Raw genomic sequence first — 25450 nt, forward strand, 5'->3', positions numbered from 1 at the left:
GGTTGACGGGCGCCCGGCCTGCGACGATCAAGGCATGACGCGTACTTTTGACCATCTTGTCGCAGAGGCCGAGTCCGTCTCCGTCGACGGCTGGGACTTCTCCTGGCTCGACGGCCGGGCCACCGAGCAGCGTCCCTCCTGGGGCTACCAGCGGCTCATGGCCGAGCGCCTGGCCCGGGTCCGGTCCGCCCTGGACATCCAGACGGGCGGCGGCGAGGTCCTGGCCGGGTCCGGTCCGCTGCCGCTGCTGACCGTGGCCACCGAGTCCTGGCCGCCCAACATCGAGAAGGCGACGCGGCTGCTGCACCCGCTGGGCGCGGCCGTGGTCGCGGACTCCGACGAGCCGCCGCTGCCCTTCGGCGACGCGGCCTTCGAGCTGGTGTGCAGCCGGCACCCGGTGACCATCTGGTGGGAGGAGATCGCGCGGGTGCTGACGCCGGGCGGCACCTACCTCTCGCAGCAGGTCGGTCCGGCGAGCGTCTTCGAGCTCGTCGAGTACTTCCTCGGCCCGCAGCCGCAGGAGGTCCGGCGCGCCCGGCACCCCGACGACGCGGTCGCCGACGCCACGGCGGCCGGCCTGGAGGTCGTCGATCTGCGCTCCGAGCGACTGCGCACGGAGTTCCACGACATCGGAGCCGTGATCTACTTTCTGCGGAAGGTGATCTGGATGGTGCCCGGCTTCACGGTCGGGCAGTACCGGGACCGGTTGCGCGAGCTCCACGAACAGATCGAAAACGAAGGTCCGTTCGTCGCGCACACCGCCCGCTTCCTCATCGAGGCCCGTAAAACGGGCTGATGTGAGGGGCGGACGGATCTACGCCGGATCGGTTGCGTGGCCACAGCGTGGCGCAGGTCACTCAATTCAGCGCGTAACGAATCGACTCGGGCATGCGATGAACCGACAGGTGTCCTCGCGCGGCCCGGAATACAGACCCCCCTCGGGTCTGTTTCCCGAGTTCGCGCGATGATGTCCCGCCCACCCTTATCTGTTCGCAACGAGAGGCTCCTTGTGTCGCTCAGCCCGTCCCGTACGTTCCCTCCGGAGATCGCCGAATCCGAGGCCCTGGTCGCGCTCGTCGAGCGCGGCCGCGAGCAGGGTCACATCAACGGTGACGACGTGCGCCAGGCCTTCGAGGCCGGCCGCATCCCGGTGGACCAGTGGAAGCGGGTCCTGCGCAGCCTGAACCAGGTCCTGGACGAGGAGGGTGTCGCCCTTCACGTCAGCGCGGCCCCCGCCACCAAGGCTGCCGCCAAGAAGCCCCGCAAGGCTGCCGCCGCCCCGGCCCGTACCGTGGCCAAGAAGGCCACCCCCGCGCCGCGCCCCATCGGCGCGCGCAAGACGGCCGCCACCGCGGCCACGGCCACCGCCACGGCGATATCCGCTCCGTCGGCCGCCGCCACCGAGGACGAGGTGTCGGCCGAGGCCGCCGCCGAGCCGAAGAAGCGCACGGTCAAGAAGACCGCCGCCAAGAAGACCGCCGTGAAGAAGACCGCCGCGGCGAAGAAGACCAGCGCCAAGGACGCCGACGAGGGCGAGACGCCCGTCGTCGAGGGCGAGGACTGGGCTGCCGAGGACCTCGCCGACGAGGCGGAGGACGAGGCACCCAAGGCCGGCGGTACCCAGGGCTTCGTGCTGTCCGACGACGACGAGGACGACGCTCCGGCGCAGACGGTCATGGTGGCCGGTGCCACCGCCGACCCCGTCAAGGACTACCTGAAGCTGATCGGCAAGGTGCCGCTCCTCAACGCCGAGCAGGAGGTGGAGCTCGCCAAGCGCATCGAGGCGGGCCTGTTCTCCGAGTACAAGCTCGAAGAGGAGGAGGACCACAAGCCCGCCTTCAAGCGCGAGCTGGAGATCCTCGTCGAGGACGGCCGCCGCGCCAAGAACCACCTGCTGGAGGCCAACCTCCGCCTCGTGGTCTCCCTGGCCAAGCGCTACACGGGCCGCGGCATGCTCTTCCTGGACCTGATCCAGGAGGGCAACGTCGGCCTGATCCGCGCCGTGGAGAAGTTCGACTACACCAAGGGCTTCAAGTTCTCCACGTACGCGACGTGGTGGATCCGGCAGGCGATCACGCGCGCCATGGCCGACCAGTCGCGCACCATCCGCATCCCCGTGCACATGGTCGAGATCATCAACAAGCTCGCCCGCGTGCAGCGCCAGATGCTCCAGGACCTGGGCCGTGAGCCCACCCCGGAGGAGCTGGGCAAGGAACTCGACATGACCCCCGAGAAGGTCATCGAGGTCCAGAAGTACGGCCGCGAGCCGATCTCCCTGCACACCCCCCTGGGTGAGGAGGGCGACAGCGAGTTCGGCGACCTCATCGAGGACTCCGAGGCGGTCGTCCCGGCGGACGCGGTCTCCTTCACCTTCCTCCAGGAGCAGCTCCAGTCGATCCTGGGCACGCTCTCGGAGCGCGAGGCGGGCGTGGTCTCCATGCGCTACGGCCTCAACGACGGCCAGCCGAAGACCCTGGACGAGATCGGCCGCGTGTACGGGGTCACCCGTGAGCGCATCCGTCAGATCGAGTCCAAGACCATGTCGAAGCTGCGTCACCCGTCGCGTTCGCAGGTGCTGCGCGACTACCTCGACTGAGCCGTCGGGGACATCCCGCACGGGAAACGCCCCCGACCTGCCCTGCGGCGGGTCGGGGGCGTTTCCCGTGGTGCTCAGGCCAGCCGGAACACGGGCCCCTTGGGGGTGAACGGCAGGCCGGCCCCCTGCGGAATCAGATAGGCGTGCTCGCGCCGGATCCGCAGGGTGTCGCACCACCCGTCCGTGATCACCAGCACCGGGGCCCCGGGCGGGAAGTCCTCCGCCCGCTGCAGCAGGTCGATGCCCGGCTGCAGCTCGGTCCCGCCGCGCCCGCGGACCCGTACCCGGCCCGCGATCTCGGTGGGCGGCAGGTAGCCCGCGTCGTACGGCGCCGCGTCGCAGAAGACCACGCGGGCCGCCGGTACGTCGCGGGCCTGCGCGTACGAGGCGATCGCGCCCAGCGCCTTGCCGAGGAGGGCGGCGTTCATCGACCCCGAGGTGTCGAGCACCACGCCGAAGGTGCAGCGGGCGATCTCCTCGGGCGGGAAGTACCGGCCCGCCCGCGGGATGTCCGGGGTGGACGCCTGGCGGCGGGCCGGGCGCGCGTAGGACCGTACGGCCACGGGGCGCGGCACGAACTCGTCGAACCAGCGGGCGAGCCGGGCGTCCCAGGGCACCGGCGGGTGCGCCAGGGCCCGGATCTCCTGGATCAGCCCGGCGGGCAGCAGGCCGCGCTCCCCGTACGTGTGCAGATCGAAGCCCTGGACCAGGCCGCGCCGGTAGAAGTCGTCCAGGTCCGTGTACGGGAGGCTGCCGGTGTGGGGCAGCGGCTCGCCCAGGATGTCCCCGAGGCCCTTGCCGCGCAGGGTGGCCAGGCGCCGCATCCGGCGCACGTCGGTGACGATGCGGTCGTAGACCTCCTCGACGGACAGGTCCTTCAGCGCCGGGTCGTGGAGCAGCCCGGCCGGCATCTCGCCGACGCCCATCTCCACGAGCCAGCCGTTGACCACGTAGTCGGCGGCCACGTTGTGCAGGTACGGGTCCCGGGCTCCGCGGCGCTCGCCGTGGCGCAGGGCGGCGTGCAGCATCTCGTGGGCCAGGACGAACCGCCATTCCTCGTCCTCGAACGTGCGCAGCGGGTTGATGTAGATCTCCCCGGCCGTGGCACTGACGGCGGCGACGGAGATCCCGTTGGTGCGGGCCAGCTCGACGTCGGCGACGATCTTCAGACCGCTGGCGAGCCCGCCGAGGAGCGGGTACGAGGAGACGAACCAGTTCAGGGCCCGGTCCCACGGGCGCTGCGCCACGCGTTCCCCCGTGACCCGGTCGCGGCGCCCGCCGGCCACCTCCATGGCCGCGGAGACACTGCGGGTCAGGGCGTGCGCGAAGGCGGTCTCCCAGTCGGGGACCGCCGAGCCGTTCCACGCGCGCCAGGTGACCAGGAGCTGGTCGGGACGGTCACCAGCGGTGCCGCAGAGTTCCAGGGCGGCGGGGATGCCGTCGCGGCGCCAGCGGGCCGCGAGCAGTTCCTCGTCGCCGCCGGGGTACTCGGCGGGGAGGTCGTCCGGGGGCCGGACGGTCGGCTGGGTCAGCAGGAAGCGGTTGACGACGGCGCAGCGGGCGGCGAGGTCGAAGCGGTCGGGCTGTACCCGGTCCTCCCGGTCCGCGGCCGGGACGTGGCCGAAGCCGAGGTGGAGCAGGGCGTGGGCGAGGGCCCAGGCCCAGGTGCGGGGCTCGGCGCGCAGTCCGGAGCGGACGTGGAGGACGCCGTTGGAGTCCACGGCGACCAGGCCCGCGGCGGGGGTCGCCGGGCACTTGGGCTGCTGGCACACGCTCCCGCCGACGGCGGCGAGGGCCGGGTTCCGCTTGACCAGGGCGAGCCCCTCGGCGAAGGCCTGGGCGGCGGGATCGGACGGGGTCTTCTTCTGCGGGCGGGGGCGCGCCCCGCTCACCGGCGGGCCTCGACCAGCCGCGGCATGTCCCGGGCGGCCTCGACGAGGAACCAGGAGGGCAGCACGGGGAGGCCGTCGGCGTCGTCGGCGATGACGGTCTGGGCCACCTCCACGGAGATCTCGGCGAGCTGGACCAGCAGTGCCTTGGCGCGGTAGGCGGTCTGGCGCAGGGTGGGCGAGACGTGCTCGCGCTGTGCGGGCAGTTCCTTGATCAGGCGGCCCCGGAAGGCCTCGGCGAGGTAGTAGAGCAGATCGCGGTCGGCGGGGCGGGTGGGCCAGGAGGCGTCGCCCTTCATGATCGCCTCGATGCCGAAGCTGTGCCGGACGATCTTGGCGTAGCCGCAGAAGGAGACGGCGTGCGCGGGGGTGAGGGTGCCGTGCACGATCACTTTGAGGGTCTGCTCGTCCAGGCCGGCGCCGAAGGAGTGCAGGGCGTCGGAGAGCATGTGCCAGGAGCGCGGGGTGGAGAAGGGCTCCTCGGTCTTGGGCGGCTGCGACCAGAGGTGGTCGGGGCGGTCGGTGAGGTAGTCCGTGACCCAGGGGTGGATGCCGTGCTCCCCGGCCCAGACCAGCCAGTCCTGTGCGGACGCCTGGAGGTGGACGTGGGTGAGGCGGTTGACGAGCGCGGAGGCGATCGGCCGGGCCAGCGCGTTGTCGGTGGCCCGGTTGCCCGCGCCGATGACGATGGAGCCCACCGGGAGCTCGTAGGAGCCGATCCGGCGGTCGAGGATCAGCGAGTAGAAGGCCTTCTGGACGTCCGGGCCCGCGGCGTTGAGCTCGTCGAGGAAGAGGCAGTACGGCTCGTCGCGGGCGATGGCCTCCGGCGGGCAGAAGACCGACCGGCCGTCGCGGATCTGCGGTACGCCGATCAGGTCCTCGGGGGCGAGCTGGGTGCCGAGCAGGCTGACGCACTCCAGTCCCAGCGAATCGGCGAACTTCCGTACGAGCGAGGACTTTCCGATACCGGGAGCCCCCCAGAGGAACACGGGCCGCACGGTGGCGAGGCCGAGCAGAAGTTCGGGGATCTGAGCGGGGGTGACGGTGACGGCAGCCTGCACGGGCGTGGATGTCCTCGGGGTGTGACGGGTGTGTGGTGCGGCCAGTCTCGCCGCACCGCACACCCCGGGGCATCCGGTTTTCCCCCGCCCGACCGGTCCGCGACGGCGGGGCGGTCAGGTTTCGAGGAGGTGCTTGAGCTTCGCCTCGCCCCGGGGCATCTCCTTGCGGACCATGGGCCTGACCACGAGGGGTACGAGGGCCCGGCCCAGGCCGTGGCCCTCGAAGTCGACGTCCAGGGTGACGCGTGAGCGGGTGCCGCCCTCGAGGGGTTCGATGGTGCCGCGCACATCGGGCCGTACCGGCCCGTCGATGCCGTGCACGTGCCAGCTCCGGGGCGGGTCGAGCTCCACGAACTCCATGGTCGTGGGGACCCTGCGGCGGCCGATCTGCCGGGTGACGAGGACCCTCGATCCGACGTGGACGGGGAGGTCGCCGATCGGGACGGCCGACACGGCGCTGTCCTGCCATTCCGGCAGGTGCGTGGGGTCCGTCAGGTACGAGTAGACGTCCTCGGGCCTGCGGTCGATGTCGATGCTCTTCCTCATCGCGGACATGGCGACCCCTTGGCGCCCCCCTGGCTGTCCCCTCCCTCCACGCTACCCCGCGGGCGATACAGCGGCGCGGTGCTTCTTCGCAGACATGGCGGCGTACACGAGGACTCCGGCGAAGAGGAACAGCACGCCCTGGTAGACGGCCGCGTGGCCGGAGCCGGCGACCAGCCACATCGAGAAGCCGAAGGCGAGGGCGGCGAGGACGCCGTCGCGGGCCAGGCGGCCGGGGTGGACCCGCTCGCGCTGCCCGGAGAGCAGGAAGTGGATCTGCGCGGCGGTGGCGAGCAGGTAGGGGACGGTCGCCGTGAAGGTGGTGATCAGGACCAGGCTCTCGAAGACTCCCCGGGTGCCCGCCGTGTAGTTGTAGACGGTGAGGGCGGAGGCCAGCGCGACGGTGACGATCACGCCGACGACGGGCACGCCGCGCTTCTTCGTCTCGAAGGCCTTCGGGAAGAGCCCGTCCTTGGCGGCGGCGTACGGGGTCTGCGCGCTGAGCAGGGTCCAGCCGTTGAGGGCCCCGAGCATCGAGATCACGGCGGCGCAGGCGACCACGGTGCCGCCCCAGGTGCCGCCGGCCCCTCCGTCCGCGGAAAACATGGCGTTGACGGCGTCGGTGAAGGGGGCGGTGGAGGAGACCAGCCGGTCGTGGGCGACCAGGCCGAAGACGGCGACGGTGCCGAGCAGGTACACGGTGGCTGCGCCCACGGTGCCCAGGACGGTGGCCCGGCCGACGTTGCGGGCCGGGTCGCGGACCTCGCCGGCGCTGACGGTGGCGGACTCGACGCCGAGGTAGCTGAAGAGCAGGATCGCCGCGGAGGCGGAGACGGCGCCAGCGGCGCTCTGGTCGGTGGCCCGGAAGGGGCCGAGGTTCGCGGCGTCGAAGAAGAACAGCCCGCCCACGGCCACCAGGAGCAGCGGGGCGAACTTCAGTACGGTGGCGACGACTTGCACCGCGCCGACGTAGCGGGTGCCCGCCAGGTTGGCGAGGGCCGGGAGCCACTGGACGGCGAGCGCGGCCAGGCACATGGACCACTTGTGGGCGCCGATGCCGGGGAGGAGCACGGAGAGGTAGCCGACGGCCGCGACGGCCAGGGCGGCGTTCGAGACCCAGGCGGTGATCCAGTAGCTCCAGGCCGCGAGGAAGCCGGCGAAGTCGCCGAAGGCGGCGCGGGCGTAGACGTAGGGGCCGCCGGTCTGCGGGTGGCGCTCGGCGAGCCGGCCGAAGACCAGGGCGAGGGCGATCGCGCCGAGGGTGAGGACGGCGAAGGCGACGAGGCTGATGGTGCCGAAGGGGGCCACCGAGGCGGGCAGCAGGAAGATTCCGCCGCCGATGATGTTGCCCATGACCAGGCAGGTCGCGACGGGCAGCCCGAAGCGGCGCGCGTGGGGGTCGCGACCCTGCTCGGGGGGTGCGGCGGCCTCGGCGGGCAGGGTTGCGGTGCTGGTCATCGGTGGTGCGCCTCTGGGTGTCTCACATGCTGGGCAGGTCAACACATGGTTGACCACCACCAAGGCGCCACAAAATCAGCGGATTTCGTCCCGTGCGACGGTCCCTGCGGAAGGAAAGATTCCGCTGTCGACCCCCTCCGACGGGGAATCCTGCGAGGCCCCGGCGGAAGGCTCGGCGGACTGCCCCGCGAGCGGAGCCACCGGCACCTGCGGACCCTCCGCCTCCCGCAGCCAGCGCCGCAGCACGGCGTGCACCGCCTCCGCGCCGACCAGTTCCCGCCCGGGGCCGAGGTCGGGGTCGGGGTCGGACAGGACCGTGGGCCACATCAGGAACGGCTGCCCCTGTTCCCCGCCCAGCCCGCCGTGCGAGCCGATCTGCTCCTCGAAGGCGTGCACCGCACCCGTCCGCGGGTCGTACGCCGAGTTCACCATGATGTCGGCCACGTGCGGGAACCCGTCGGTCCGGCGCACGGCCTCCGCCGCGCCGGGACCGAAGGGAGCCAGCAGCTCCTCCGCCTCCCCCGGGACGTCCAGCCGGGCCACCCTCCCGTCCCGGCCCATCACCAACCCGTCCACCAACAGGAACCCCACGCCCGGATGGTTCGCCAGGGTCGCCAGCAGGGCGGGGTGCGCGCGTTCGATGCGCGCCCGCGAAGCCCGGCCGGGGATGTCCGGGAAGGAGATCAGGGCGAGGTTGCCCGAGGCCAGCACGACCGGGTCCGAGCCCGGCCCCGGGTGGGCCTCCTCGCCCTCCTCCACCGGCCGGTGCAGCGCCGCGAGCACGGCCGCCCGGGCCTCGGCCCCGCTGCGGGTGCGTCCGGCCCGGCGCGAGACCGGCAGCCCGCAGCCCGCCCGGACCAGGTCCTTCAGGGTCAGCCCGTACCGCCCGAGGAAGGTCTCCCCCGGGCTCTGGCCGTGATCGGAGAGCAGCACGATCCGGTACCGGCGCGGAGCGTGCTCGGCGACCCGGGCGATCAGCGCGAGGCTCCGGTCCAGCCGCTCCAGCACCCGGTCGGTGTCCCGCCCGCGCGGACCCGAGTGGTGCGCGACCTCGTCGTAGGCCACCAGGTCGGCGTAGACCGCAGAACGGCCGGCGAGCATGTCGCCGATCACGGCCGCGACCACCACGTCCCGCTCGACCACCGTCGCGAAGGCCCGGATGAGCGGGTAGAGCCCGCCGCGCGACACCCGCGGCCGGTCCCCGCGGATCCGCGCCCGCAGCGACTGGCCGATCTCGCGGGCCGCCTCGGCCACGAAGGACACGGCCGTGCGGACGGCGTTGGCCGGATCGGAGAAGTACACGAAGTAGCCCGCGCGGGACCGGTTGGCCCGCCCCCGCCGGGCCGACACCGAGAGCACCAGCGCCAGCTGGTCGGCGCCGCCGCTGAACAGATTGCCCCGGCTCGCCCCGTCGAAGGTGAGCAGTCCGCCGTCCCCGGTCCGCTCGACGGCCCGCCGCTGGAGTTCGGCGGCGCTGGTCGGCCGGTTGCAGACCATCACCTCGCCGGTGTCCTTCTCGTACCAGCGGAAGGCGGGCACGTCGAAGTTGGAGCCGTGCAGGATGCCGAGCTGGCTGGCGCCGGTCTGGCTCGACCAGTCCGTACGCCAGGACCGGGCGCGGTGGCTGCGGTCCAGCAGGCCGGCGACGGTGGGCATCAGCCCGCTGCCGCACGCGTGGCGCAGCACCTCGTACCCCACGCCGTCCAGCTGGAGCAGCAGCAGCCCGGGCGGGGCCTCGGCGGCGCGGGCCGGGCCCGCCCTGCCCTGCCTGCGGCGGCGCCGGTCGGCGAGCCGGTAGAGCCGGCGCCGGTACGCCTCGTCGTCGCGCACCGCGAGCGCGGTGGAGGTCGCCGACGCCACCGCGGACATCACGGCGGCGACGACCACCGCGGTCTCAGGGGCCACCTCGCTGCGCCCGGCCGGGATCAGGCTGAGCGCTATCAGCAGGAGGGAGCCGTTGAGGAAGAAGACGAGCAGCCCGAGCACGAGGGCGGGCACCAGCAGCAGGGCCCGGACGAGCACCGGCCAGACCAGTGCGCTGAGCAGGCCGAAGGCGCCGGCACCCCAGGCGGCGGTCAGCCCGATCTGCGTGATGCTGGCTCCGTCGGCGGACTGGAGGCGGAAGTCCGGCAGGATCCCGGCCAGGGCGAGCATGGTGAGGGTGGACACCGACCAGACCAGCAGCACGCGCACCAGGGCGCTGCCCGCGGTCCGCCACCGTCCTCGCCCCACGCCGCCACCTCCCGCGAGCCCGTCCGCCTTCAAGGCTCGCACAGGCCGGCCCGCCCGGTCGGGCAGGACGGACGGCGCACGGGAGTGCGGAGCGGTGGGTCAGGTGCCGTCGTAGCCGGCGGTCGGCATGGACAGCCGGCGGTGCACCTCGGCCTTCATCGCGGCGGTGTAGCGGGGCTCCTCGCCCCCGGCGGTCTCCAGCCGTACGCCGCGCCGATCGCACTCGGCGGTGAACTCCTCGACGGAGCGCAGCGCGCGGGCCAGCACCCGCTGGTTGGCGGCGACGAAGAGGTCGGCCCGGCCGGTGTCGATGGCGGACCAGAGCCCGCAGTGGTCGGCGCGCAGCCCGTACACCAGCAGCTGCTTCGTCACGACGTAACCCCGGTCGGCGGCCCAGCGCGCGCACACGGCGTGCTGGCCGCGGGTGTCCACGGCGAAGGGGTCGGCATCCAGGTCCTCGAGCGGGGCCAGACTGGCGATCGTGGCCACGCGCAACTCTTCCATGCCGCCGGACCCTACTCCGATACTCCGCGGTAGAGGAGGGGGTGGCCGGGATCCGGTTCCGAGCGGCCGCGCGGGGCAGCCTCTAGGCTCGTGAACGGGGTGCGAGGGAGGGAGGACCGGGTGCCGGTGGAGATCACCTGGTGGGGTCATGCCACGTGCACCGTCGAGGACTCCGGGGTCCGGCTGCTGACGGACCCGCTGTTCGCTCGCCGGCTGGCACATCTGCGCAGGCGGCGCGGGGCGGCGCCCCCGCCCGAGGCCGCCGTGGCGGACGCGGTGCTTGTCTCGCACCTGCACGCCGACCACCTGCATCTGCCGTCGCTGGCGCGGCTCGCGCCCGGCACCCGGCTGCTGGTGCCCCGCGGCGCGCGCCGGGCGGTGCCGGGGCTGGCGCGGGTCGCCGGGCTGCGCGGACTGGCGGTGACGGAAGTGGTGCCGGGCGACGAGGTCGCCGTACGGGACGGGGTACGGGTCCGGGCGGTGGCCGCGCGGCACGACGGACGGCGGCTGCCGTTCGGGCCGCACCGCTGCCCGGCGCTCGGGTACGTGGTGCGGGGCGCGGCGCGGACCTACTTCGCCGGGGACACCGGGCTGTTCGACACGATGGCCGAGGAGGTCGGAGCGGTGGACGTGGCCCTGCTGCCGGTGGGCGGCTGGGGTCCGTACCTGGGACCGGGGCACCTGGACGCGGGGCGGGCGGCGCAGGCGCTGGCCCGGCTGGCGCCCGCGGCGGCCGTTCCGGTGCACTACGGAACCTTCTGGCCGGTCGGGATGGACGCGGTGCGGCCGCACGAATTCCACGCGCCGGGCGAGGAGTTCGAGCGGTACGCGCGGCAGCTGGCGCCGAAGGTCACCGTGACCGTGCCGCGCCACGGCGAGCGGGTGCGGCTGCCGTGACGTGGCGCGAGCTCGCGGCGGCGGCCGGCCAGGTGCCGCCTGAGAGCACCCAGCAGGCGGTGGGATATCCGGCGCTGTTCATGCTGGTGGCGCTGGGCGCGCTGGTACCCGTCATCCCGACGGGGGCGCTGGTGAGTTCGGCGGCGGTGGTGGCCTTCCACCACCAGTCGCCGCCCTTCGGGGTGCTGCTGGTGTTCGGGGTGTCGGCGCTGGCGGCGTTCACCGGGGACCTGGCCCTGTACTGGCTCGGGCAGCGCGGGGTGCGGTCGCGGGGCGGCTCGCCCTGGCTGGAGGCGCTGCGCGGCCGGGCCACGCCGGAGCGGCTGGAGCAGGCGCGGACGAAGCTGGACGAGCACGGGGTGCAGGTCCTGGTCCTGTCGCGGCTGGTTCCGGCGGGCCGGATCCCGGTGATGCTGGCCTGCCTCCTGGCGCAGGTGCCGCTGCGCCGCTTCGCGCGCGGCGACGCCCCGGCGTGCCTGGCCTGGGCGGCGACCTACGGCCTGATCGGCATCCTGGGCGGCACCCTCTTCGCGGAGCCCTGGAAGGGCGTGGCCATGGCGGTCGGCCTGGCCCTCGCGATCAGCGCGGGCCCCACGCTGTGGCGGCGCCTGCGGTCACAGCCCTGAGCCGGCCTCCGGGGCGGGCCCGTGCCCCGGCCGCGCGGCCGGCGGCGGGAAGGCGAGACCCGTCGGCGTGTTGAGGCCGGTGAAGGCGAGCGTGACCTGGCCGCCGCCGCTCTCGCGGACCCGCACCACCCGGTTGTTGAAGCCGTCGGCCACGTAGAGGCCGCCGGAGCCGTCGAGCGCGAGCCCCAGCGGGGAGCTCAGGCCGGTGGTGGGCACGGTGCTCTGCGGACCGCTGCCCGCGGCCACCCTCACCACGCGGTTGTTGCCGCTGTCGGCGACGTAGAGGTCACCGGCGGCGTTGAGGGCCAGCCCGGTCGGCTGGGAGAGGCCCGCGGTGGGCACGGTGGTCTGGCCGCTCCCGTCCACGGCGACCTTCACGACGCGGTCGTTGACGAAGTCGGAGACGTACAGGTGCCCGCCGGGCGCCCACGCCAGTCCCCAGGGGTGCAGCAGCCCGGTGGTGGGAACGGTCGACTGGCCCCCGCCGCCTGCGGACACCTTCACGATGCGGTCGTTGAAGCTGTCGGCGATGTAGAGGTTCCCGGCCGGGTCGAGGGCTAGCCCGAGCGGGCGCGACAGGTCGGCCGTGGGAACGACGGACTGCTCCCCGCCGTTCGGGGGCAGGACGAGCACCCGGTTGTTGCCCGTGTCGGAGACGTACAGCCGTCCCGCGGCGTCCCAGGCCATGCCGGTCGGCCGCACCAGCCCGTCGAGGGGGACGGTGCTCTGGTCGCCGCCGTCCGCGGGCAGGGCCACCACCCGGTTGTTGCCGTAGTCGGACACGTACAGGGGCGGGCGGGCGGGCGACGACCGTACGTCACCGGGCTGCGCGGCGCCCGCCGCCGCCACCGGGAGCGCGCAGAGCACCAGCAGCCCCACAGCGGCGGCCAGCCGGCGGGTCCACCGCCGGGCGGCCGGGGGTCCGGTCGTTCGAGACTCGGCCGTCATGCGTTCCACGACTCACCCACCTGATCCGGACGGCCGGCCCGGTGCCGTGCCCCCGACGACCCTAGGAACCGCCGTCGGCCGGTGCGGGAGCCACGCCAACGGCGCGGGCGCCGCCACTCCAATGCCCCGCGTGCGGGCCCGTACGGCGGGCGGACGCTCAGACGGTGGGGAGCTCGAGGCCGGTGTAGATCTGGTTGAGGAGTGTGGGCAGCAGGGCCTGGGCCGTGGTCCGCCCGTCCGGCGACAGCGTCAGGTTCGTCCAGACGACGAGCGTGACGTCGTTGTCGGGGTCGTGGCCGATGAAGGAGTTGAAGCCGGGCAGTTCACCGCCGTGGTAGTACATCGCCGCGTTCGGGCCGAAGCTCTGGTGGGCGATGCCGTAGCCGTACTTCCGGCCGTCGGGCGCGTCCGGGTTCTCGGCCTGCGGGCTGTCCAGCCACTGCCGCTGGGTCGCGGGGTTCAGGACCTCGCCCGTCACCAGCGCCCGGATCCAGGTGACCAGGTCCTGCGCGGTGGAGACGGCTCCGCCCGCGGCGGTGGCGTAGGAGGGGTTCTGGTGGGTGTAGTCGATGGGCGCGAGCTCCCCCGCCTCCGCCGCCTCGCGCACGGCGGCCGGGTAGGGATCGTCGACCAGGGCGTAGCTGGTGTCGCCGTACATGTAGCCGTGGGCGTGGGGCTCGGCGAGGGTCCGGTCGTGGAGGCCCGGCAGTGACGTTCCCGCGAGGCCCAGCGGGGTGAACAGCCGGTCCCGGAACTGCTGGGCGAGGGGGCGGCCGCCGGCCTTCTCGGCGACGAGGCCGAGCAGGGCGTAATTGGTGTTGGAGTACTCGTGGTCGGCGTCGGGTGCGAAGTTCGGCGGCCGCCGGAAGGCGATGGCCAGGACGTCCTGGGGGGAGTACGCCTTCCCCGGGTCTGCGTCCAGGGCGGCGGTGAGTTCGGGGGCGCTGGTGTAGTCGTAGAGCCCGCTGCGCATCCTGAGCAGTTCGGCCACGGTGATGTTCGCGCCGTTCGGCACGCCCTCGACGTACTTGGACACCGGATCGGCCGGCCGGAGCTTCCCGTCCTGGGCGAGGAGCATGATCAGCGCTGCGGTCATGGTCTTGGTGCCGGAGGCGATCCGGAAATGGTCCTGGGGGTCCGGCGGCCGGTGCGCGCCGCGCTCGGCGGTGCCGACGACGGCCCGGAAGGTCCCCTGCGGGGTGCGGAGCAGCACGACCGCGCCGGGCACCATGAGCTTCTTCGCCACGCTTTCGACGGAGGCCCGGAAGGCGGCCGGATCGATGGGCCTCAGCGCCGAGGGGTCGGGGGCCCGGGTGCCCGACGCCGTGGAGGGGGTGGCCGACGGATCGGCGAGGGCCGGGGCGGCCGGCTCGGCGGGAAGGGCGCCACCAGCGACGATGAGGGCCGGGCAGGGCGTCGGCAGCAGGGCTCGGGAGGTCTTCATGCACGCATCACAGCCGTTGCACTCGGCCCCCGAGGCAGGTGGAACCGTCCAATTTTAACGCTTCCGCCCTCGCAGGAGGCGCCGGGAGCCGCCCTTCGGCAACGGCCCGGCAGGGTCGGGATCGGGACAGTCCCCGACCGGGGGATGGACCTCAAGCGCGGTTGAGTTCGTAGGGTCTTGCCCAGCGCACAAACCTGCACGGCACACGGGGAGTTGATCCGTCATGGAGTATTCGCACGACGACGCCGAACTGGTCCGCCAGCCCATCGGCTACTGGAGCTGGGCCGCCTACGACGCGGTCGTCAACCGCACCCGGGGCGCGCTCGCCGAGCTCGGCACCACCCAGCCGCAGTGGTGGATCCTCGCCCGGGTCGCACTGGCCGGCGACGAGGTCCGGACCCGGGACGAGGTGACCGAGACCCTGCGGGGCTACCTCGCGGTGGGCGGTCAGGCACTGGCCGAGGAGATCGACTCGGTCATCGTCCAGGGCTGGATCACCCAGGACGCCGCAGGACGCCTGGAAATGACCCCCGAGGGCCGGGAGTTCTTCGACAGGGCTGCGGCCCTGCAGAAGGAGCTGTGGGACGAGCGGCACGCGGACATCTCCGACGAGGAGTACCTGATCACCCTCAAGGTGCTCCAGCGGTTCATCCACAACGTGGGCGGCAAGGCCTGGCACCACTGAGGGCGCTCCCGCAGGCCCGGCCCGGGGCCGCGGCGGCGGCCGGTTTCCGTTCTCGGCCAAAGACCTGACGCCCGGCCCGGGGCCGACCTATGGTGACGGTTCGATCTTGGAGCTACGGGAGGGCGACGGATGACCGTCGACGGTTTCGAACTGCTCGCCGAGGCGCACGACTACCTGCTGGCCGCCGTGCGCGGCGTCCCCGACGGGGCATGGGGGGATCCGACACCGTGCACGGAGTGGACGGTGCGTCAGGTGCTGAACCACGCGCGCCTGGACCAGCAGGCGCTGGTCATGCAGATCACGGGGGTCGCGCCGGCGACAGACCCGTTCGAGCCCGCGGACGCCACGTCCGACCGTCCGGTCGCGGAGCTGGCGGCGGTGCTGGGGGAGGCCGCCGCGGCATGGGACTCGGGGCGGGACGCCGAGAGCGTGCCCACCCCGATGGGTCCGATGCCGGCCGGCATGGGTGCCGCCGCCGCGGCGCTCGACGCGGGCATCCACGCCTGGGACATCGCCCGGGCCACCGGGCAGGACCTGCCGCTGACCGAGGAGATGGCCGGGGCGCTGGAGGACATCGCGGCGAGGATCGTCGACTTCGTCCGCGACTCGTTCGGGAAGTACGCGCCCCCGCTGGCCACCGCGCAGGGGGCGACCCGCGCCGAGCGGCTCCTCGCGTTCACCGGGCGCGACCCGCACTGGTCCCGCTGACCGTGTGCCGCCGCCGATCCCGCGGCCGGGGCGCCGCCCCGGCCGCGGGATCAGCCGTCGGGCAGCGTCCGGGAGGCGCCGATCGGAAGGTCCCAGAGGTCCTCGCGGGGCAGCCCGGCCCGGGACCAGGCGGCCAGGGTGCGGTGCAGGGGTTCCATGACCGGCTCCGCGGACAGCACGAAGGTGGCCCAGTGCATGGGGGCCATCCGGCGGGCCCCGAGGTCCAGGCAGGCCCGGACGGCCTGCTCCGGGTCGGCGTGGACGTCGCCGAGCCACCAGCGCGGGGCGTAGGCGCCGACGGGCAGGAGGGCGAGGTCGATGCCGGGGTGACGGCGGCCGATCTCGCCGAACCAGTGCCCGTGGCCGGTGTCGCCCGCGAAGTAGACCTTCCGCGGGGCCGCGCTCAGTGTGTCGGTGAGGATCCAGCCGCCCCACAGGGACCGGCAGGTGTCGATCAGCGACCGCTTCGACCAGTGGTGGGCGGGAACGAACTCGAAGCGTACGCCGCCCAGTTCGGCCGATTCCCACCAGTCGAGGTCGGTGACCCGGGTGAAGCCGCGGCGGCGGAACCAGCCCGCCAGGCCGGCCGGTACGAAGAGGGCCGTCTGCCGGGGCAGCCGCTTGAGGGTGGGGGCGTCGAGGTGGTCGTAGTGGTTGTGGCTGATCACCACCGCGTCCACCGGCGGCAGCTCCTCCCAGCGCACCCCGACGGGAGTCATCCGGGCCGGGGTGCCGAGGATCCGCCGGGACCAGACGGGGTCGGTCAGTACCGTCAGCCCGCCGGTCCGCAGCACCCAGCTCGCGTGTCCGGCCCAGGTGACGCAGACGGTGCCGGGGGGCGCGGCGGGCAGCGGGCCCGGCTCGTACGGCAGGTCCGGAATACCGCGCAGCCCCTCGGGTCCGGGCCGGAAGGCGCCCTCACGGGCGAGGCGGGCGAAGGCACGGACCCCGGGGAGCGGGGCGGTCAGCCGGTCCGCGAAGGAGCGCGGCCAGCGGCGGTGCTCACCGAGCGGGCGCGGGGCGGCCGGACGGTCCGGCTCCGGCGGCCGGGGGGCAGGGGCCGGGGCAGGGGCAGAGGAAGCGGGGCCGGCGGCGGCGGGGGCAGCAGCAGGGGCGGCGAGATCCGTCCGGTCCCTCATCGCGAAGTCTCCGTTCACCGGGGTCGGAGGTCAGGCCAGCCCGGCCAGTACTGATCCGAGGAGTGCCAGGGAGTCGCGTACGTGCGGGAGCGCGAGCGGATCGCGGGCGGTGAGCGCGGCCAGCCGCTCCTGCGGGGTGGCGCCCAGCAACGGCCCGGTGGACAACCGCACCCGCAGCGCGCCCAGTTCGTCGGCGAACCGCTGCCCGCCGGGCGTGGGCGCGCCGAGCCGGCCGCCGAGCCAGTCCTCCAGTTCCATGGCGTCGCCGACCCCCTGCCGGGCGAGTCCGGCGCGCAGCGGCGTGAGGTCCGCGTAGAGGTGCCGGCCGGCCTGCGGGGGGCGGGCCAGCGCTCCGGCCTCCAGCAGCCGGCGGTGCGCGGCGGCGGCCACGACCCCGTGCAGGGCCGCGGCGGCGCGAGCCCGTCCGGCGACGGCGTCGGGTTCGTCGAGGGCGTGGGCGGCGGCCCCCGCCACGGGTCCGGCGACCATCGCTCCGGTGGCGGTGAGCACGTCGAGGGTGCGGGCGCGCAGCCAGGTCCCGCGCGGGGTGTCGGGGAAGCGGACGACGGCGGCGGGCCAGCCGGCGGGCAGCAGCGCCCCGGACAGGTCCATGAGGACGGCCGCCTGTTCGGGAAGCATTTCGGCGGGGCTCAGGACCAGGGTGTCGCGGGGGCGGTGGACGGTGTCGCGCCAGCTCTCGTCGCTGACGACGAACAGCCCGGCGGATTCGGCGGCCTCGCACGCCTCGCGCAGCATCTCGGGCGGCGGCACGGTCGCGGTGGGGTCGTCGGCGACCGACAGCAGCAGGACCCGCGGGTCGCCGCCCTCGGCGCGCACCCGCCGCACGGTCTCCAGCAGGGCGTAGGGGTCCGGTACGCCGCCGCACTCGGCCGGGGTCGGCACGTGATAGGCCCGCCGCCCCAGCAGCCGGACCTGCGGGGTCCACCAGGCGGGGCAGGGCCGGGGCAGCATCACGTCGCCCCCGTACGCCCCGATGAGGGCCAGGAGCAGTGCGGGAGCGCCGGGGCCCGCGGCCACGTTCTCCGGTGAGGTGGCCAGTCCGCGCCGCCCCCAGTGCCGGCAGGCGGCCTCCCTCACGGGTTCGCCGCCGCCCGGGGGCTCGGGGGCTGCGCGTCCGGCGGCCGCGGCGAGGACGGAGACAAGCTCGGGGAGCACGGGCAGGCCCGGCTGGGGGGCGGGTGGGCCGTACCGGACCGGTCCGCGGCCCTCCGCCGCCGTGCGCTGCATCCCCACCACCGCTTCCCGCCTTCCGCGCTCGCCCTGCCACGCCCGACGGGCCCCGCGACGCCCCGCCGGATCTGACCTTTATACGATTATTTACGGCTGTATGCCTGTTGTGCGGGATCCCCACCCGTGCGCGTCAACCCTTCCGCCCCACCATCGCGAGGAGCCGGGTCTGCGCGTCGGCCCCCGCCGGGACCTCCACCGGCTCGTCGTACGCACCACTGGCCGCGAGCCCGTCGGCGTACGGCATGATCTCCTTGATCGAGAACTCGACGAGACTGTCGGGCAGCCGGTCCTCGGCGCCGATGCCGCGGGCCAGGTCCCAGGTGTGCACGACGCAGTCGGCGGTCAGCTCCGAGCAGTACGCCGACCCGAGCGCGGGCCCGTACGAGAGGCGCACGGTCCGGTCCATCGCGCCGGACGCGGCGAAGGCGGCGTGCGCGGCGGCCGAGGCCCGGTCCCAGGCCGCGACCGGGTCGTCGCCCAGGACGTCACCGGAGAAGCGGCCCTCCAACTCCTCGACGGTGCGGCCCTCGGCGACCAGCGGCGGGATCCAGAGCTGCTCCGCGGTGACGTGGTTGACCAGCTCGCGCACGTTCCATTCCGTGCACGGGGTCGGCCCGCCCCACTGGCCGCCGGTCACCTCGCGCACCCGCTCGCCGAAGAGCCTCAACGCCTCGGCGTGCCGTTCGAGCAGCGCGTCCGTCATGACCTTCACCGCCCTCCGCCATGGGGATGTGCCCCCTGCAGCAACTCTCCTCGCACCCGCATGACCCTGCCACCGACCAGCCCAACCCCTTTGGCCCACAAGGGTGGCGTCCACATGTCAAAACATATATCTCAGATGGCGAACTGATCACCTACCGTGGGACCAACGCTTCGACGACGAAACGAAGAGGGGTCCGGTCGTGAACGCCGCCAAGGAGACCGCCGTCTACACGCACGGCCACCACGAGTCGGTCCTGCGCTCGCACCGCTGGCGCACCGCCGAGAACTCCGCCGCGTACCTGATCGGCGAGCTGCGCCCCGGCATGCGGGTGCTGGACGTCGGCTGCGGCCCCGGCACGATCACCGCGGACCTGGCGGAACTGGTCGCACCGGGCGGCCGGGTCACCGCCGTCGACGCAGCCGGGGACGTCCTGGAGCAGGCCCGCGCGCACGCTCAGGAGCGCGGCCTGGGCGATGTCGTGTCCTTCGCCGCCGCCGACGTCCATGCGCTGGACTTCCCGGACGATTCCTTCGACGTGGTCCACGCCCACCAGGTGCTGCAGCACGTCGGCGACCCGGTGCAGGCGCTGCGCGAGATGCGGCGGGTCTGTCGGCCGGGCGGGATCGTGGCCGCGCGCGACGCCGACTACGCGGCGATGACCTGGTACCCGGCCGCGCCGGGCCTGGACGACTGGCTGGACCTGTACCGCCGGGTGGCCCGCGCCAACGGCGGTGAACCGGACGCCGGCCGCCACCTGCGGGCCTGGGCCCGGGAGGCCGGCTTCACCGACGTGGCCTCCTCCGCGACGGCCTGGTGCTTCGCCACCCCGGAGGAGACCGCCTGGTGGTCGGCCCTGTGGGCGGACCGCACCCGGGCCTCCGCGTACGCGGCCGTCGCCACCGGCGGCGGCCACACGACGGCCGCGGGCCTGACGGCGGTCGCCGACGCCTGGCGCACGTGGGGCGCGGACCCCGACGCCTGGTTCTCGGTCCTGAACGCCGAGATCCTGTGCCGGGCCTGATCCTGCGCCGGGGCCTGATCCTGACCCGGGCCTGACCCCGGGACCGCCGCTAACCCGGCGGCCGCATGCTGAAGTCGTAGCGGGCGGGCAACGGGCAGTCTGTGAGGGCGGACCAGACCTCGGACAGGGTTTCCTCGCCCTCCCGCAGGTCCGGAAGTTCGAAGCCGTCCTCGAAGACCCGGCGGGCCGCCCGGACGTGGCCCTCCGCCGCGAGCAGCCTGGCCGCCAGCAGGCGGAAGCGGCCCTGCTCGCGCAGGGCCGGCCGGAGCCGGTCCCAGACGGCGCGGGCCTGCGGCAGGCGGCCGGCCGCGAGGAGGGCGGCCATCGCCTCCTGGCCGAGCGCCGACTCCGCGGCCGTCCACTGCTCGCCCCCGCGACTCTCCACGGCCAGGTCCTCGAAGGCCGCCGCGAATCCGTCGGCCGCGCGCTCCGCATCGCCCGCCAGCGCGTCCGCCACCGCCAGGCACCGCAGCAGCGGCCACCGCGAGGGAGCCAGCGCCAGCCCGCGCTCCCAGCTGCGTACCGCCTGGGCCACGTCACCGGCGTGCCACTGGGCCACACCCAGGTGGTACTCCGTCAACGGGTCCGCCGGGGCCGTCTCCAGCATGTCCCGCCAGTGCGCGGCGACCAGGCTCGGCCCCGGCGGGACCACCCGGCGCGGCGCCGGCAGGACGCCCGTGCGCCACACCTGGAGCCACGGCTCCTGCTCCTCGCCGAGCATGGACTCGTCGAAGGGGGTGCCCGGCAGCTCGATCCCGCCGCACAGGACCTCCAGCGCGCCCCAGCCCGTGCCCTCCGCCAGCCGCTCCCCCGGCTCGGTGTCGGCGCAGCCGCGCCACGCCTCGTACGCCGCGTCGACCCGCTCCCGCGGCAGTACGGCCTCCAGCGCCCGCTCGGCCGCGCCGCGGGCCGCGGCCCAGTCCGCGCCGTGCACCTGCCCGGGCTCCGCCGACAGCGGCCCGTACGCCTCCAGCCAGCTGAACTCCGCGCCGCCCTCCAGCCGTACGTGCTCCAGCTGGGTCCGGGCCAGCCCGGCCTGGATCTCCGCATAGCCCCCCGTGCCGGGCTCGGTCAGCCACTCCTGCCAGCGCCGGCCGCCACCGCCCGCGCCCCACACGAACAGCTTGCGGCCGCGCAACTGCGCGGTGGAGGTCTGCACGAGCCCGCGCCCGGCGGCGTCCAGGGAGGCGATCCAGGGCCGGGCCCCGTCCCGGACCTCGTAGAAGTAGTCGGCCGGATACTCGCCGCGCAGCGGGTACGTGCGGTCCGCGCCCGCCCACTCCGGTACCGGGACGCGGCGCAGCGCGCGCTCGTACCCGAAGTGCCAGGCCTCGTCGGCGGGGGCCAGCACCCGGGTGCCCGGCTCCTCCGGAACGGCGATGTTGGACCACCAGTACACCGGGGCGGGCCGCTCGTGCGGATTGCGCACGCGGACGCCGACGTAGAGGAACTCCGAGTCCTGCGGCAGCCACAGGTCCACCTGGAAGGGCAGGTCGCGCAGGCGCTCCCACTCCCACAGCCGGACCATCACGCCCCCGTCCGGGGCCGGGACGAGCGCGGCGTGCAGCGGGGCGCAGGAGAGGGTGGTGTGCCCGGTCGCGCCGGTGTTCCACTCGATGCCGCCGGAGAACCAGGCGCCGTTGAGCGCGAAGTTGGCGGGCTGGAACACGGGGTTGCGGTAGAGGAGCTCCCGCCCGGTCGGCAGGTGCACGAGCGAGTGGACGCGCCCGCCGAGGCCCGGGAGCACGGTGACCCGCAGGTGGTCGTTCTCGATGACGATCGACTCGAACTCCCGCTCCGAGCGCTCCCGCCCGTACCCGTCGCGGATCCGCACGGGCAGCAGGGAGCGCAGCGGCTCGTAGCCGATCTGCCGTGCCATGTCGCGCGGCAGCCCCTCGCGGGCCCGCTCGTCCAGCTCGTGCACGCCGTCGGGTGCGCGCAGGGCGGGCAGTGGGTTGTCCGAGCCCAACGGAGCTGCGGGGAGGGTCAGTACGGCGCGTCGGACGGTGGTGGCCATGAAGGAGATGGAACACGCCACGGCGGCCGGTGCACAGGGGTTCCGCGGAGGACCACCGGTCAGGATTACGCAAAGGCGCCCGCGAGCAGGTCGGCGAGGAGGGCGCCCGCACGCCCGTCCGGGTCCAGGTCCGGGTCGTAGATCGTGACGTTGATCCCGGCGCACCGCGGGGAGCTCACCAGGACCGCGAGCAGTTCGGCCAGTTCGTCGGGGAGCAGGCCGCCGGGGTCGGGACTGTCCACGGCCGGCATGACGGCCGGGTCCAGCACGTCGGCGTCCAGGTGCACCCAGAATCCGGCGGTGTCCGGCGGGTGCAGCCCGTCCAGTGCCGCCCTCGCCACCGGTCCCGCGCCGCGTCGGCGGATCTCCCCGACGGTGGCGACGGAGATCCCGGCCGCGTGGAGCTCGGCGAGGTCCGGATCGCCGTCCCGGAGCCCGAGGAGCCGCACGTCCTCGTCCCGCAGGTACGGGGAGCGCCCCTCCAGGTCCGAGAGGCCGGCCTGGCCGCGTCCGGTGGAGAGGGCCAGCTCCTCGCCGCCGGCGGCGCCCACGGGACCGTTCACGGCCTCGTTGCCGGGGTGGCGGAAGTCGGCGGAGCCGTCGATCGCGGCGAGTCCGTAGCGCCCCAGGCGGCGCATCGCGAGGGCCGCGCCGAGCTGGATGGAGCAGTCACCGCCGAGCACGACGGGGAACTCCCCCGCCCGCAGGTGCCGTTCGATCCGGTCGGCGAGGGTGACGGTGTAGGCGGCGAGGGCCTCGGCGTGGAACACGCCGTCGCCCTCCTTCCAGTCGCCGCGGTCGTAGCGCGGCGGCACCACCACCCCGCCCTCCCGCGCGCCGAGCCGGGCCAGCAGGCCCTGTTCGCGCAGGGCGCCGGCGAGCTTGTAGACGCCCGGTACGACTCCGGGCGCGGGCGGGCGCAGGCCCAGGTTGGAGGGGGCGTCGAGGAGCACGAGGGTTCGCATGTCCTCATCCTGTGCGACGGGGCCCCTCGGGGGGCGGCATTTCGGCGGTGACGGCCCAGCGCTCGTGGTCGCGCCAGGCGCCGTCCACGTACAGGAAGTCCGGGGAGAGCCCCTCCAGACGGAAGCCGCCGCCCCGCACGAGGGCGATCGAGGCGGCGTTGCCGGGCTGGATGTTGGCCTCCAGGCGGTGCAGCCCGAGGCCGCTCTCCGCCTCGGGGGCGAAGGCGTGTGCCCGGACCAGCGCGAGGGCCTCGCGGAAGAGGCCCCGTCCGGCGGCGTGCGCGAAGGCCCCGTAGCCGAGGGCCCCGCACTGGAAGGCACCGCGCACGATGTTGTTGACGTTGACGAAGCCGGCGACGGCCCCGGTCCCCCGCTCGCACACGAGGAACCCGGCGCGGCTCTCGCCCTCGGCCAGCCGGGCCGCGTAGGGCTCGTACTCCTCGATGGTGGCGGGCGGGGAGAGCCAGGGGCGGTGGAGGTCCCGGCTCTCGTGCACGCGCGCGATGAACTCGGGGCCGTCGGCGAGCCGGAAGGGCCGCAGGCCCACGCGCTCGCCCTCCCGGACGTAGCTGGAGAAGGTCATCACCCCAGGCTACGAAGCAATCGACGGCCCGGCCCGCCGGCAGCCCACGCGGTCGGCCCCGTGGCGCCGCATCCCCTCCGCCCGATGCAGTCGCGAAACCGGCTTCCCCCGCACTCCTGGAGGAGCCGGCTCGACGGACAGCGGCCGCTCATGCATCCAGGTCCAGACGCGGGACGTCCGTGCGCTCGATGCCGAAGACCTGTGCGTACAGCGACAGTTCGGCCTCCAGCGCGCGGATCATGGTGTCCGCCCGCCGGAAGCCGTGGCCCTCGCCCTCGAAGGTCACGTACGCGTGCGGCACCGACCGGCCCTCCAGGGCGGCGAGCAGCCGTTCCGCCTGGGCCGGCGGGCAGACCGGGTCCTCCAGCCCCTGGAGCAGGACGAACGGCGCCGTGATCCGGTCGGCACGCGCGACGGGCGAACGCTCCCGGTTGAGTACGGCCAGCGTCTGCGGCGGCCCGGCCAGGCCCTCGATGTACCGGGATTCCAGGTCGTGGGTCTCCTCGGCGAAGCCCGACAGGTCCAGCACCGGATAGATGATCGCGGCGCACGCGTACACGTCGGTGGCGGCCAGTGAGGCCGCCGCCGTCCAGCCGCCCGCGCTGCCGCCGCGGATGGCGAGCCGGGCGGGGTCGGCGGTGCCCTCGGCGGCCAGCGCCCGGGCCACCGCCGCGCAGTCCTCCACGTCCACCACGCCCCACTGCTCGCGCAGCCGCTCCCGGTAGGCACGGCCGTAGCCGGTGGACCCGCCGTAGTTCACCTCGACCACACCGATGCCGCGCGAGGTGAAGTACGCGATGTGCAGGTCGAGTACGGGCGGCACGTGGTCGGTGGGTCCGCCGTGCGCCCAGACCACGTACGGGGGCAGTTCGTCGGCGGCGGCCCGGCAGGCGGGGTGGTGCGGCGGGTAGACGTGCGCGTGGATCTGGCGGTTGTCGGGCCCGAGGAAGGTGCGGCTCTGCGGCTCCGGGTAGTGGGCCGGGTCCACCGGGTCCGGGCGCTGCGCGCCGACCGCCCGGGCGTGCCCGGTGGCGGTGTCCAGCTCGACCACCTCGTAGGCGCTGCGCGGGCTGGCGGCGACCCCGTAGACCCGGGTGCCGTGCACGGCGAGGGTCGGCTGCCAGGCCGTCCACGGCCCGGCGGCGTCCACCAGGTCGCCGCTCTCCGGGTCGAGGATGCCGAGCACCGATGAGCCCTGCCCGTGCAGGACGGCGACGAGCCCGCTCCCCGGGCCCGCGGCGTGCAGGGTGTCCCCGGGGAGCGGTGCGAGCCAGCGGAGCCCCGGCTTCCACAGCGGCCCGCCGAACTCCTCCTCCCGGGGACAGAGGTTGATCGCCCAGCCGGTGCGCGGGTCCACGCCGTACGGGTTCCACCAGCCGCCGCGGTCACTGACCGCGAGCAGGGTCCCCTCGGCCGTCCACTCGACCTGGGCGACGGCCTCGTCGGGGCCTCCGAGTACGGTGCGGGCATCGGCCAGCCGGCCGTCCGCGGTGACCTCGGCCACCCTCAGCTCGGTACCGTCCCAGGGCATCCGGGGGTGGTCCCACACCAGCCAGGCGGCGCGCCGGCCGTCCGGGGAGAGCCGGGGCCCGGTGGTGAACCGGTGGCGGTCGTCCGTCAGTTCCCGCACCGCGGCACGGTCCCCGGCCGCCGAGCCGTCCAGCGGTACGGCGGCCAGCACCCGGCGCACATCGGTCGGCGCGGGCCCGGTGAACTCCTCCAGCACGCACCAGACCTCGCCGTCGCGCAGCACCGGGTCGGCCCAGCGCAGGCCACCGCCGGTGCGGGAGAGCGGGGTGAGGGGCCGGGGGTCGGGGCCGCCGGGCGCGTCGGGTTCGTACGCGTACAGCCGCTGGTCGGCGAAGTGGACGAAGACCAGCAGGGGGCCGCCGACGGGCCGTTCGGCTCCCGCCCAGGGCAGGCCGCCGTATTCGGTGAGGCGGCTGCGCACGTTCCACGGGGCGGGCAGCTCGGTGATCTCGGGCTCGCCGTCGGCCAGTCGGCGGCGCACCAGGGTGCGGCGGCCGGCCTGCTCGGGCCGGGGCTCGGTCCACCACACCTCGGGGCCGACCGTGCCGAGGTACTCGGGCCGTCCGTCGAGCGAGGCCGCGAGGGCGGCGTCGATGGGTGAGGGCCAGCTGCCGTAGGGCCGGGTCGTCGCCGCCATCACCGGGGCCCGC

The 25450-nt window shown here is 74.4% G+C and carries 22 protein-coding genes; 7 read left to right on the forward strand and 15 right to left on the reverse strand.

The genetic code is table 11. The features are described from left to right. The first annotated feature begins 34 nt into the window (after positions 1 to 34). Both ACWGE1_RS02985 and ACWGE1_RS02990 read left to right on the forward strand, forming a co-directional pair. Positions 35 to 796: a class I SAM-dependent methyltransferase gene (locus tag ACWGE1_RS02985; protein WP_453418806.1), complete on the forward strand. Its 762-nt coding sequence runs from the start codon at positions 35 to 37 to the stop codon at positions 794 to 796. Between the two features lie 213 nt (positions 797 to 1009). Beyond that, entirely contained in the window at positions 1010 to 2596 is a 1587-nt protein-coding gene (locus ACWGE1_RS02990; protein WP_453418807.1) for an RNA polymerase sigma factor, read from the forward strand. 74 nt (positions 2597 to 2670) lie between these two features. On the opposite strand, the gene ACWGE1_RS02995 is transcribed toward ACWGE1_RS02990, so the two are convergent. The 6 genes from ACWGE1_RS02995 to ACWGE1_RS03020 form a co-directional block, all read right to left on the reverse strand. Continuing rightward, positions 2671 to 4488: a vWA domain-containing protein gene (locus ACWGE1_RS02995; protein ID WP_453418808.1), complete on the reverse strand. Its 1818-nt coding sequence runs from the start codon at positions 4486 to 4488 to the stop codon at positions 2671 to 2673. Next, complete coding sequence (locus tag ACWGE1_RS03000; protein ID WP_453418809.1) at positions 4485 to 5546, reverse strand: ATP-binding protein; 1062 nt, start codon at positions 5544 to 5546, stop codon at positions 4485 to 4487. Before ACWGE1_RS03000 ends, ACWGE1_RS02995 begins: the two co-directional genes overlap by 4 nt. Positions 5547 to 5660: 114 nt before the next feature. Beyond that, positions 5661 to 6101, reverse strand: coding sequence for an SRPBCC family protein (locus ACWGE1_RS03005; RefSeq protein WP_453418810.1), 441 nt, complete (start codon positions 6099 to 6101; stop codon positions 5661 to 5663). Between the two features lie 42 nt (positions 6102 to 6143). After that, positions 6144 to 7547, reverse strand: coding sequence for an amino acid permease (locus ACWGE1_RS03010; protein ID WP_453418811.1), 1404 nt, complete (start codon positions 7545 to 7547; stop codon positions 6144 to 6146). A 75-nt stretch (positions 7548 to 7622) separates the two neighbouring features. Continuing rightward, the gene (locus tag ACWGE1_RS03015; RefSeq protein WP_453418812.1) at positions 7623 to 9779 is read right to left on the reverse strand and encodes a phage holin family protein; all 2157 of its coding nucleotides are present in this window, start codon (positions 9777 to 9779) and stop codon (positions 7623 to 7625) included. Positions 9780 to 9878: 99 nt separating this feature from the next. After that, entirely contained in the window at positions 9879 to 10283 is a 405-nt protein-coding gene (locus ACWGE1_RS03020; protein ID WP_453418813.1) for a hypothetical protein, read from the reverse strand. Between the two features lie 120 nt (positions 10284 to 10403). Between ACWGE1_RS03020 and ACWGE1_RS03025 the strand changes: the two genes are divergently transcribed. Together ACWGE1_RS03025 and ACWGE1_RS03030 are read left to right on the forward strand one after the other, a co-directional pair. Continuing rightward, on the forward strand, positions 10404 to 11180 hold the full coding sequence (locus ACWGE1_RS03025) for an MBL fold metallo-hydrolase (protein WP_453418814.1): 777 nt from the start codon (positions 10404 to 10406) through the stop codon (positions 11178 to 11180). An 80-nt stretch (positions 11181 to 11260) separates the two neighbouring features. Continuing rightward, positions 11261 to 11806 (forward strand): DedA family protein, encoded by a 546-nt coding sequence (locus ACWGE1_RS03030; RefSeq protein WP_453418856.1) that lies wholly within the window; start codon positions 11261 to 11263, stop codon positions 11804 to 11806. On the opposite strand, the gene ACWGE1_RS03035 is transcribed toward ACWGE1_RS03030, so the two are convergent. Then, positions 11795 to 12754, reverse strand: coding sequence for a virginiamycin B lyase family protein (locus ACWGE1_RS03035; RefSeq protein ID WP_453418857.1), 960 nt, complete (start codon positions 12752 to 12754; stop codon positions 11795 to 11797). The two genes, ACWGE1_RS03030 and ACWGE1_RS03035, sit on opposite strands and share 12 nt — an antisense overlap. A 157-nt stretch (positions 12755 to 12911) precedes the next feature. Further along, entirely contained in the window at positions 12912 to 14198 is a 1287-nt protein-coding gene (locus ACWGE1_RS03040; protein ID WP_453418815.1) for a serine hydrolase domain-containing protein, read from the reverse strand. A 223-nt stretch (positions 14199 to 14421) separates the two neighbouring features. On the opposite strand from ACWGE1_RS03040, the gene ACWGE1_RS03045 reads away from it, so the two are divergent. Together ACWGE1_RS03045 and ACWGE1_RS03050 are read left to right on the forward strand one after the other, a co-directional pair. Continuing rightward, on the forward strand, positions 14422 to 14883 hold the full coding sequence (locus ACWGE1_RS03045; RefSeq protein WP_453418816.1) for a MarR family winged helix-turn-helix transcriptional regulator: 462 nt from the start codon (positions 14422 to 14424) through the stop codon (positions 14881 to 14883). Between the two features lie 129 nt (positions 14884 to 15012). Further along, the gene (locus ACWGE1_RS03050) at positions 15013 to 15591 is read left to right on the forward strand and encodes a TIGR03086 family metal-binding protein (protein WP_453418817.1); all 579 of its coding nucleotides are present in this window, start codon (positions 15013 to 15015) and stop codon (positions 15589 to 15591) included. A gap of 50 nt (positions 15592 to 15641) precedes the next feature. Here the strand turns inward: ACWGE1_RS03050 and ACWGE1_RS03055 are convergent, their stop codons facing one another. The 3 genes from ACWGE1_RS03055 to ACWGE1_RS03065 all read right to left on the reverse strand — a co-directional run bounded on the left by ACWGE1_RS03055 (position 15642) and on the right by ACWGE1_RS03065 (position 18684). Beyond that, positions 15642 to 16730 carry an MBL fold metallo-hydrolase gene (locus ACWGE1_RS03055; protein WP_453418818.1) on the reverse strand — a complete coding sequence of 363 codons (1089 nt, stop codon included), beginning with the start codon at positions 16728 to 16730 and terminating at the stop codon, positions 15642 to 15644. Between the two features lie 30 nt (positions 16731 to 16760). Continuing rightward, the gene (locus ACWGE1_RS03060) at positions 16761 to 17978 is read right to left on the reverse strand and encodes an aminotransferase class I/II-fold pyridoxal phosphate-dependent enzyme (RefSeq protein ID WP_453418858.1); all 1218 of its coding nucleotides are present in this window, start codon (positions 17976 to 17978) and stop codon (positions 16761 to 16763) included. A 133-nt stretch (positions 17979 to 18111) separates the two neighbouring features. Then, on the reverse strand, positions 18112 to 18684 hold the full coding sequence (locus tag ACWGE1_RS03065; RefSeq protein ID WP_453418819.1) for a TIGR03086 family metal-binding protein: 573 nt from the start codon (positions 18682 to 18684) through the stop codon (positions 18112 to 18114). A 199-nt stretch (positions 18685 to 18883) separates the two neighbouring features. Between ACWGE1_RS03065 and ACWGE1_RS03070 the strand changes: the two genes are divergently transcribed. After that, positions 18884 to 19705, forward strand: coding sequence for a methyltransferase domain-containing protein (locus ACWGE1_RS03070; RefSeq protein ID WP_453418820.1), 822 nt, complete (start codon positions 18884 to 18886; stop codon positions 19703 to 19705). Between the two features lie 49 nt (positions 19706 to 19754). Here ACWGE1_RS03070 and ACWGE1_RS03075 read toward each other — a convergent pair whose 3' ends face one another. From ACWGE1_RS03075 to ACWGE1_RS03090, 4 genes are all read right to left on the reverse strand, one after another. After that, a complete protein-coding gene (locus ACWGE1_RS03075; RefSeq protein ID WP_453418821.1) occupies positions 19755 to 21722 on the reverse strand; it encodes a DUF5107 domain-containing protein in 1968 nt (655 codons plus the stop codon). A 65-nt stretch (positions 21723 to 21787) separates the two neighbouring features. Beyond that, positions 21788 to 22687, reverse strand: coding sequence for an arginase family protein (locus tag ACWGE1_RS03080; protein ID WP_453418822.1), 900 nt, complete (start codon positions 22685 to 22687; stop codon positions 21788 to 21790). 4 nt (positions 22688 to 22691) lie between these two features. Further along, a complete protein-coding gene (locus ACWGE1_RS03085) occupies positions 22692 to 23270 on the reverse strand; it encodes a GNAT family N-acetyltransferase (protein WP_453418823.1) in 579 nt (192 codons plus the stop codon). Positions 23271 to 23418: 148 nt separating this feature from the next. After that, complete coding sequence (locus tag ACWGE1_RS03090; RefSeq protein WP_453418824.1) at positions 23419 to 25437, reverse strand: prolyl oligopeptidase family serine peptidase; 2019 nt, start codon at positions 25435 to 25437, stop codon at positions 23419 to 23421. Positions 25438 to 25450: the final 13 nt, after the last annotated feature.

This window comes from Streptomyces sp. NPDC054932 (assembly GCF_053610205.1).

Excerpts from the sequence above, each read along its gene's own strand:
- ACWGE1_RS02985 (WP_453418806.1), top strand. The coding sequence starts at position 35 with ATGACGCGTACTTTTGACCATCTTGTCGCAGAGGCCGAGTCCGTCTCC.
- ACWGE1_RS03005 (WP_453418810.1), bottom strand. The coding sequence starts at position 6,101 with ATGTCCGCGATGAGGAAGAGCATCGACATCGACCGCAGGCCCGAGGAC.
- ACWGE1_RS03010 (WP_453418811.1), bottom strand. The coding sequence starts at position 7,547 with ATGACCAGCACCGCAACCCTGCCCGCCGAGGCCGCCGCACCCCCCGAG.
- ACWGE1_RS03020 (WP_453418813.1), bottom strand. The coding sequence starts at position 10,283 with ATGGAAGAGTTGCGCGTGGCCACGATCGCCAGTCTGGCCCCGCTCGAG.
- ACWGE1_RS03030 (WP_453418856.1), top strand. The coding sequence starts at position 11,261 with ATGCTGGTGGCGCTGGGCGCGCTGGTACCCGTCATCCCGACGGGGGCG.
- ACWGE1_RS03035 (WP_453418857.1), bottom strand. The coding sequence starts at position 12,754 with ATGACGGCCGAGTCTCGAACGACCGGACCCCCGGCCGCCCGGCGGTGG.
- ACWGE1_RS03040 (WP_453418815.1), bottom strand. The coding sequence starts at position 14,198 with ATGAAGACCTCCCGAGCCCTGCTGCCGACGCCCTGCCCGGCCCTCATC.
- ACWGE1_RS03045 (WP_453418816.1), top strand. The coding sequence starts at position 14,422 with ATGGAGTATTCGCACGACGACGCCGAACTGGTCCGCCAGCCCATCGGC.
- ACWGE1_RS03050 (WP_453418817.1), top strand. The coding sequence starts at position 15,013 with ATGACCGTCGACGGTTTCGAACTGCTCGCCGAGGCGCACGACTACCTG.
- ACWGE1_RS03055 (WP_453418818.1), bottom strand. The coding sequence starts at position 16,730 with ATGAGGGACCGGACGGATCTCGCCGCCCCTGCTGCTGCCCCCGCCGCC.
- ACWGE1_RS03060 (WP_453418858.1), bottom strand. The coding sequence starts at position 17,978 with ATGCAGCGCACGGCGGCGGAGGGCCGCGGACCGGTCCGGTACGGCCCA.
- ACWGE1_RS03065 (WP_453418819.1), bottom strand. The coding sequence starts at position 18,684 with ATGACGGACGCGCTGCTCGAACGGCACGCCGAGGCGTTGAGGCTCTTC.
- ACWGE1_RS03075 (WP_453418821.1), bottom strand. The coding sequence starts at position 21,722 with ATGGCCACCACCGTCCGACGCGCCGTACTGACCCTCCCCGCAGCTCCG.
- ACWGE1_RS03080 (WP_453418822.1), bottom strand. The coding sequence starts at position 22,687 with ATGCGAACCCTCGTGCTCCTCGACGCCCCCTCCAACCTGGGCCTGCGC.
- ACWGE1_RS03085 (WP_453418823.1), bottom strand. The coding sequence starts at position 23,270 with ATGACCTTCTCCAGCTACGTCCGGGAGGGCGAGCGCGTGGGCCTGCGG.
- ACWGE1_RS03090 (WP_453418824.1), bottom strand. The coding sequence starts at position 25,437 with ATGGCGGCGACGACCCGGCCCTACGGCAGCTGGCCCTCACCCATCGAC.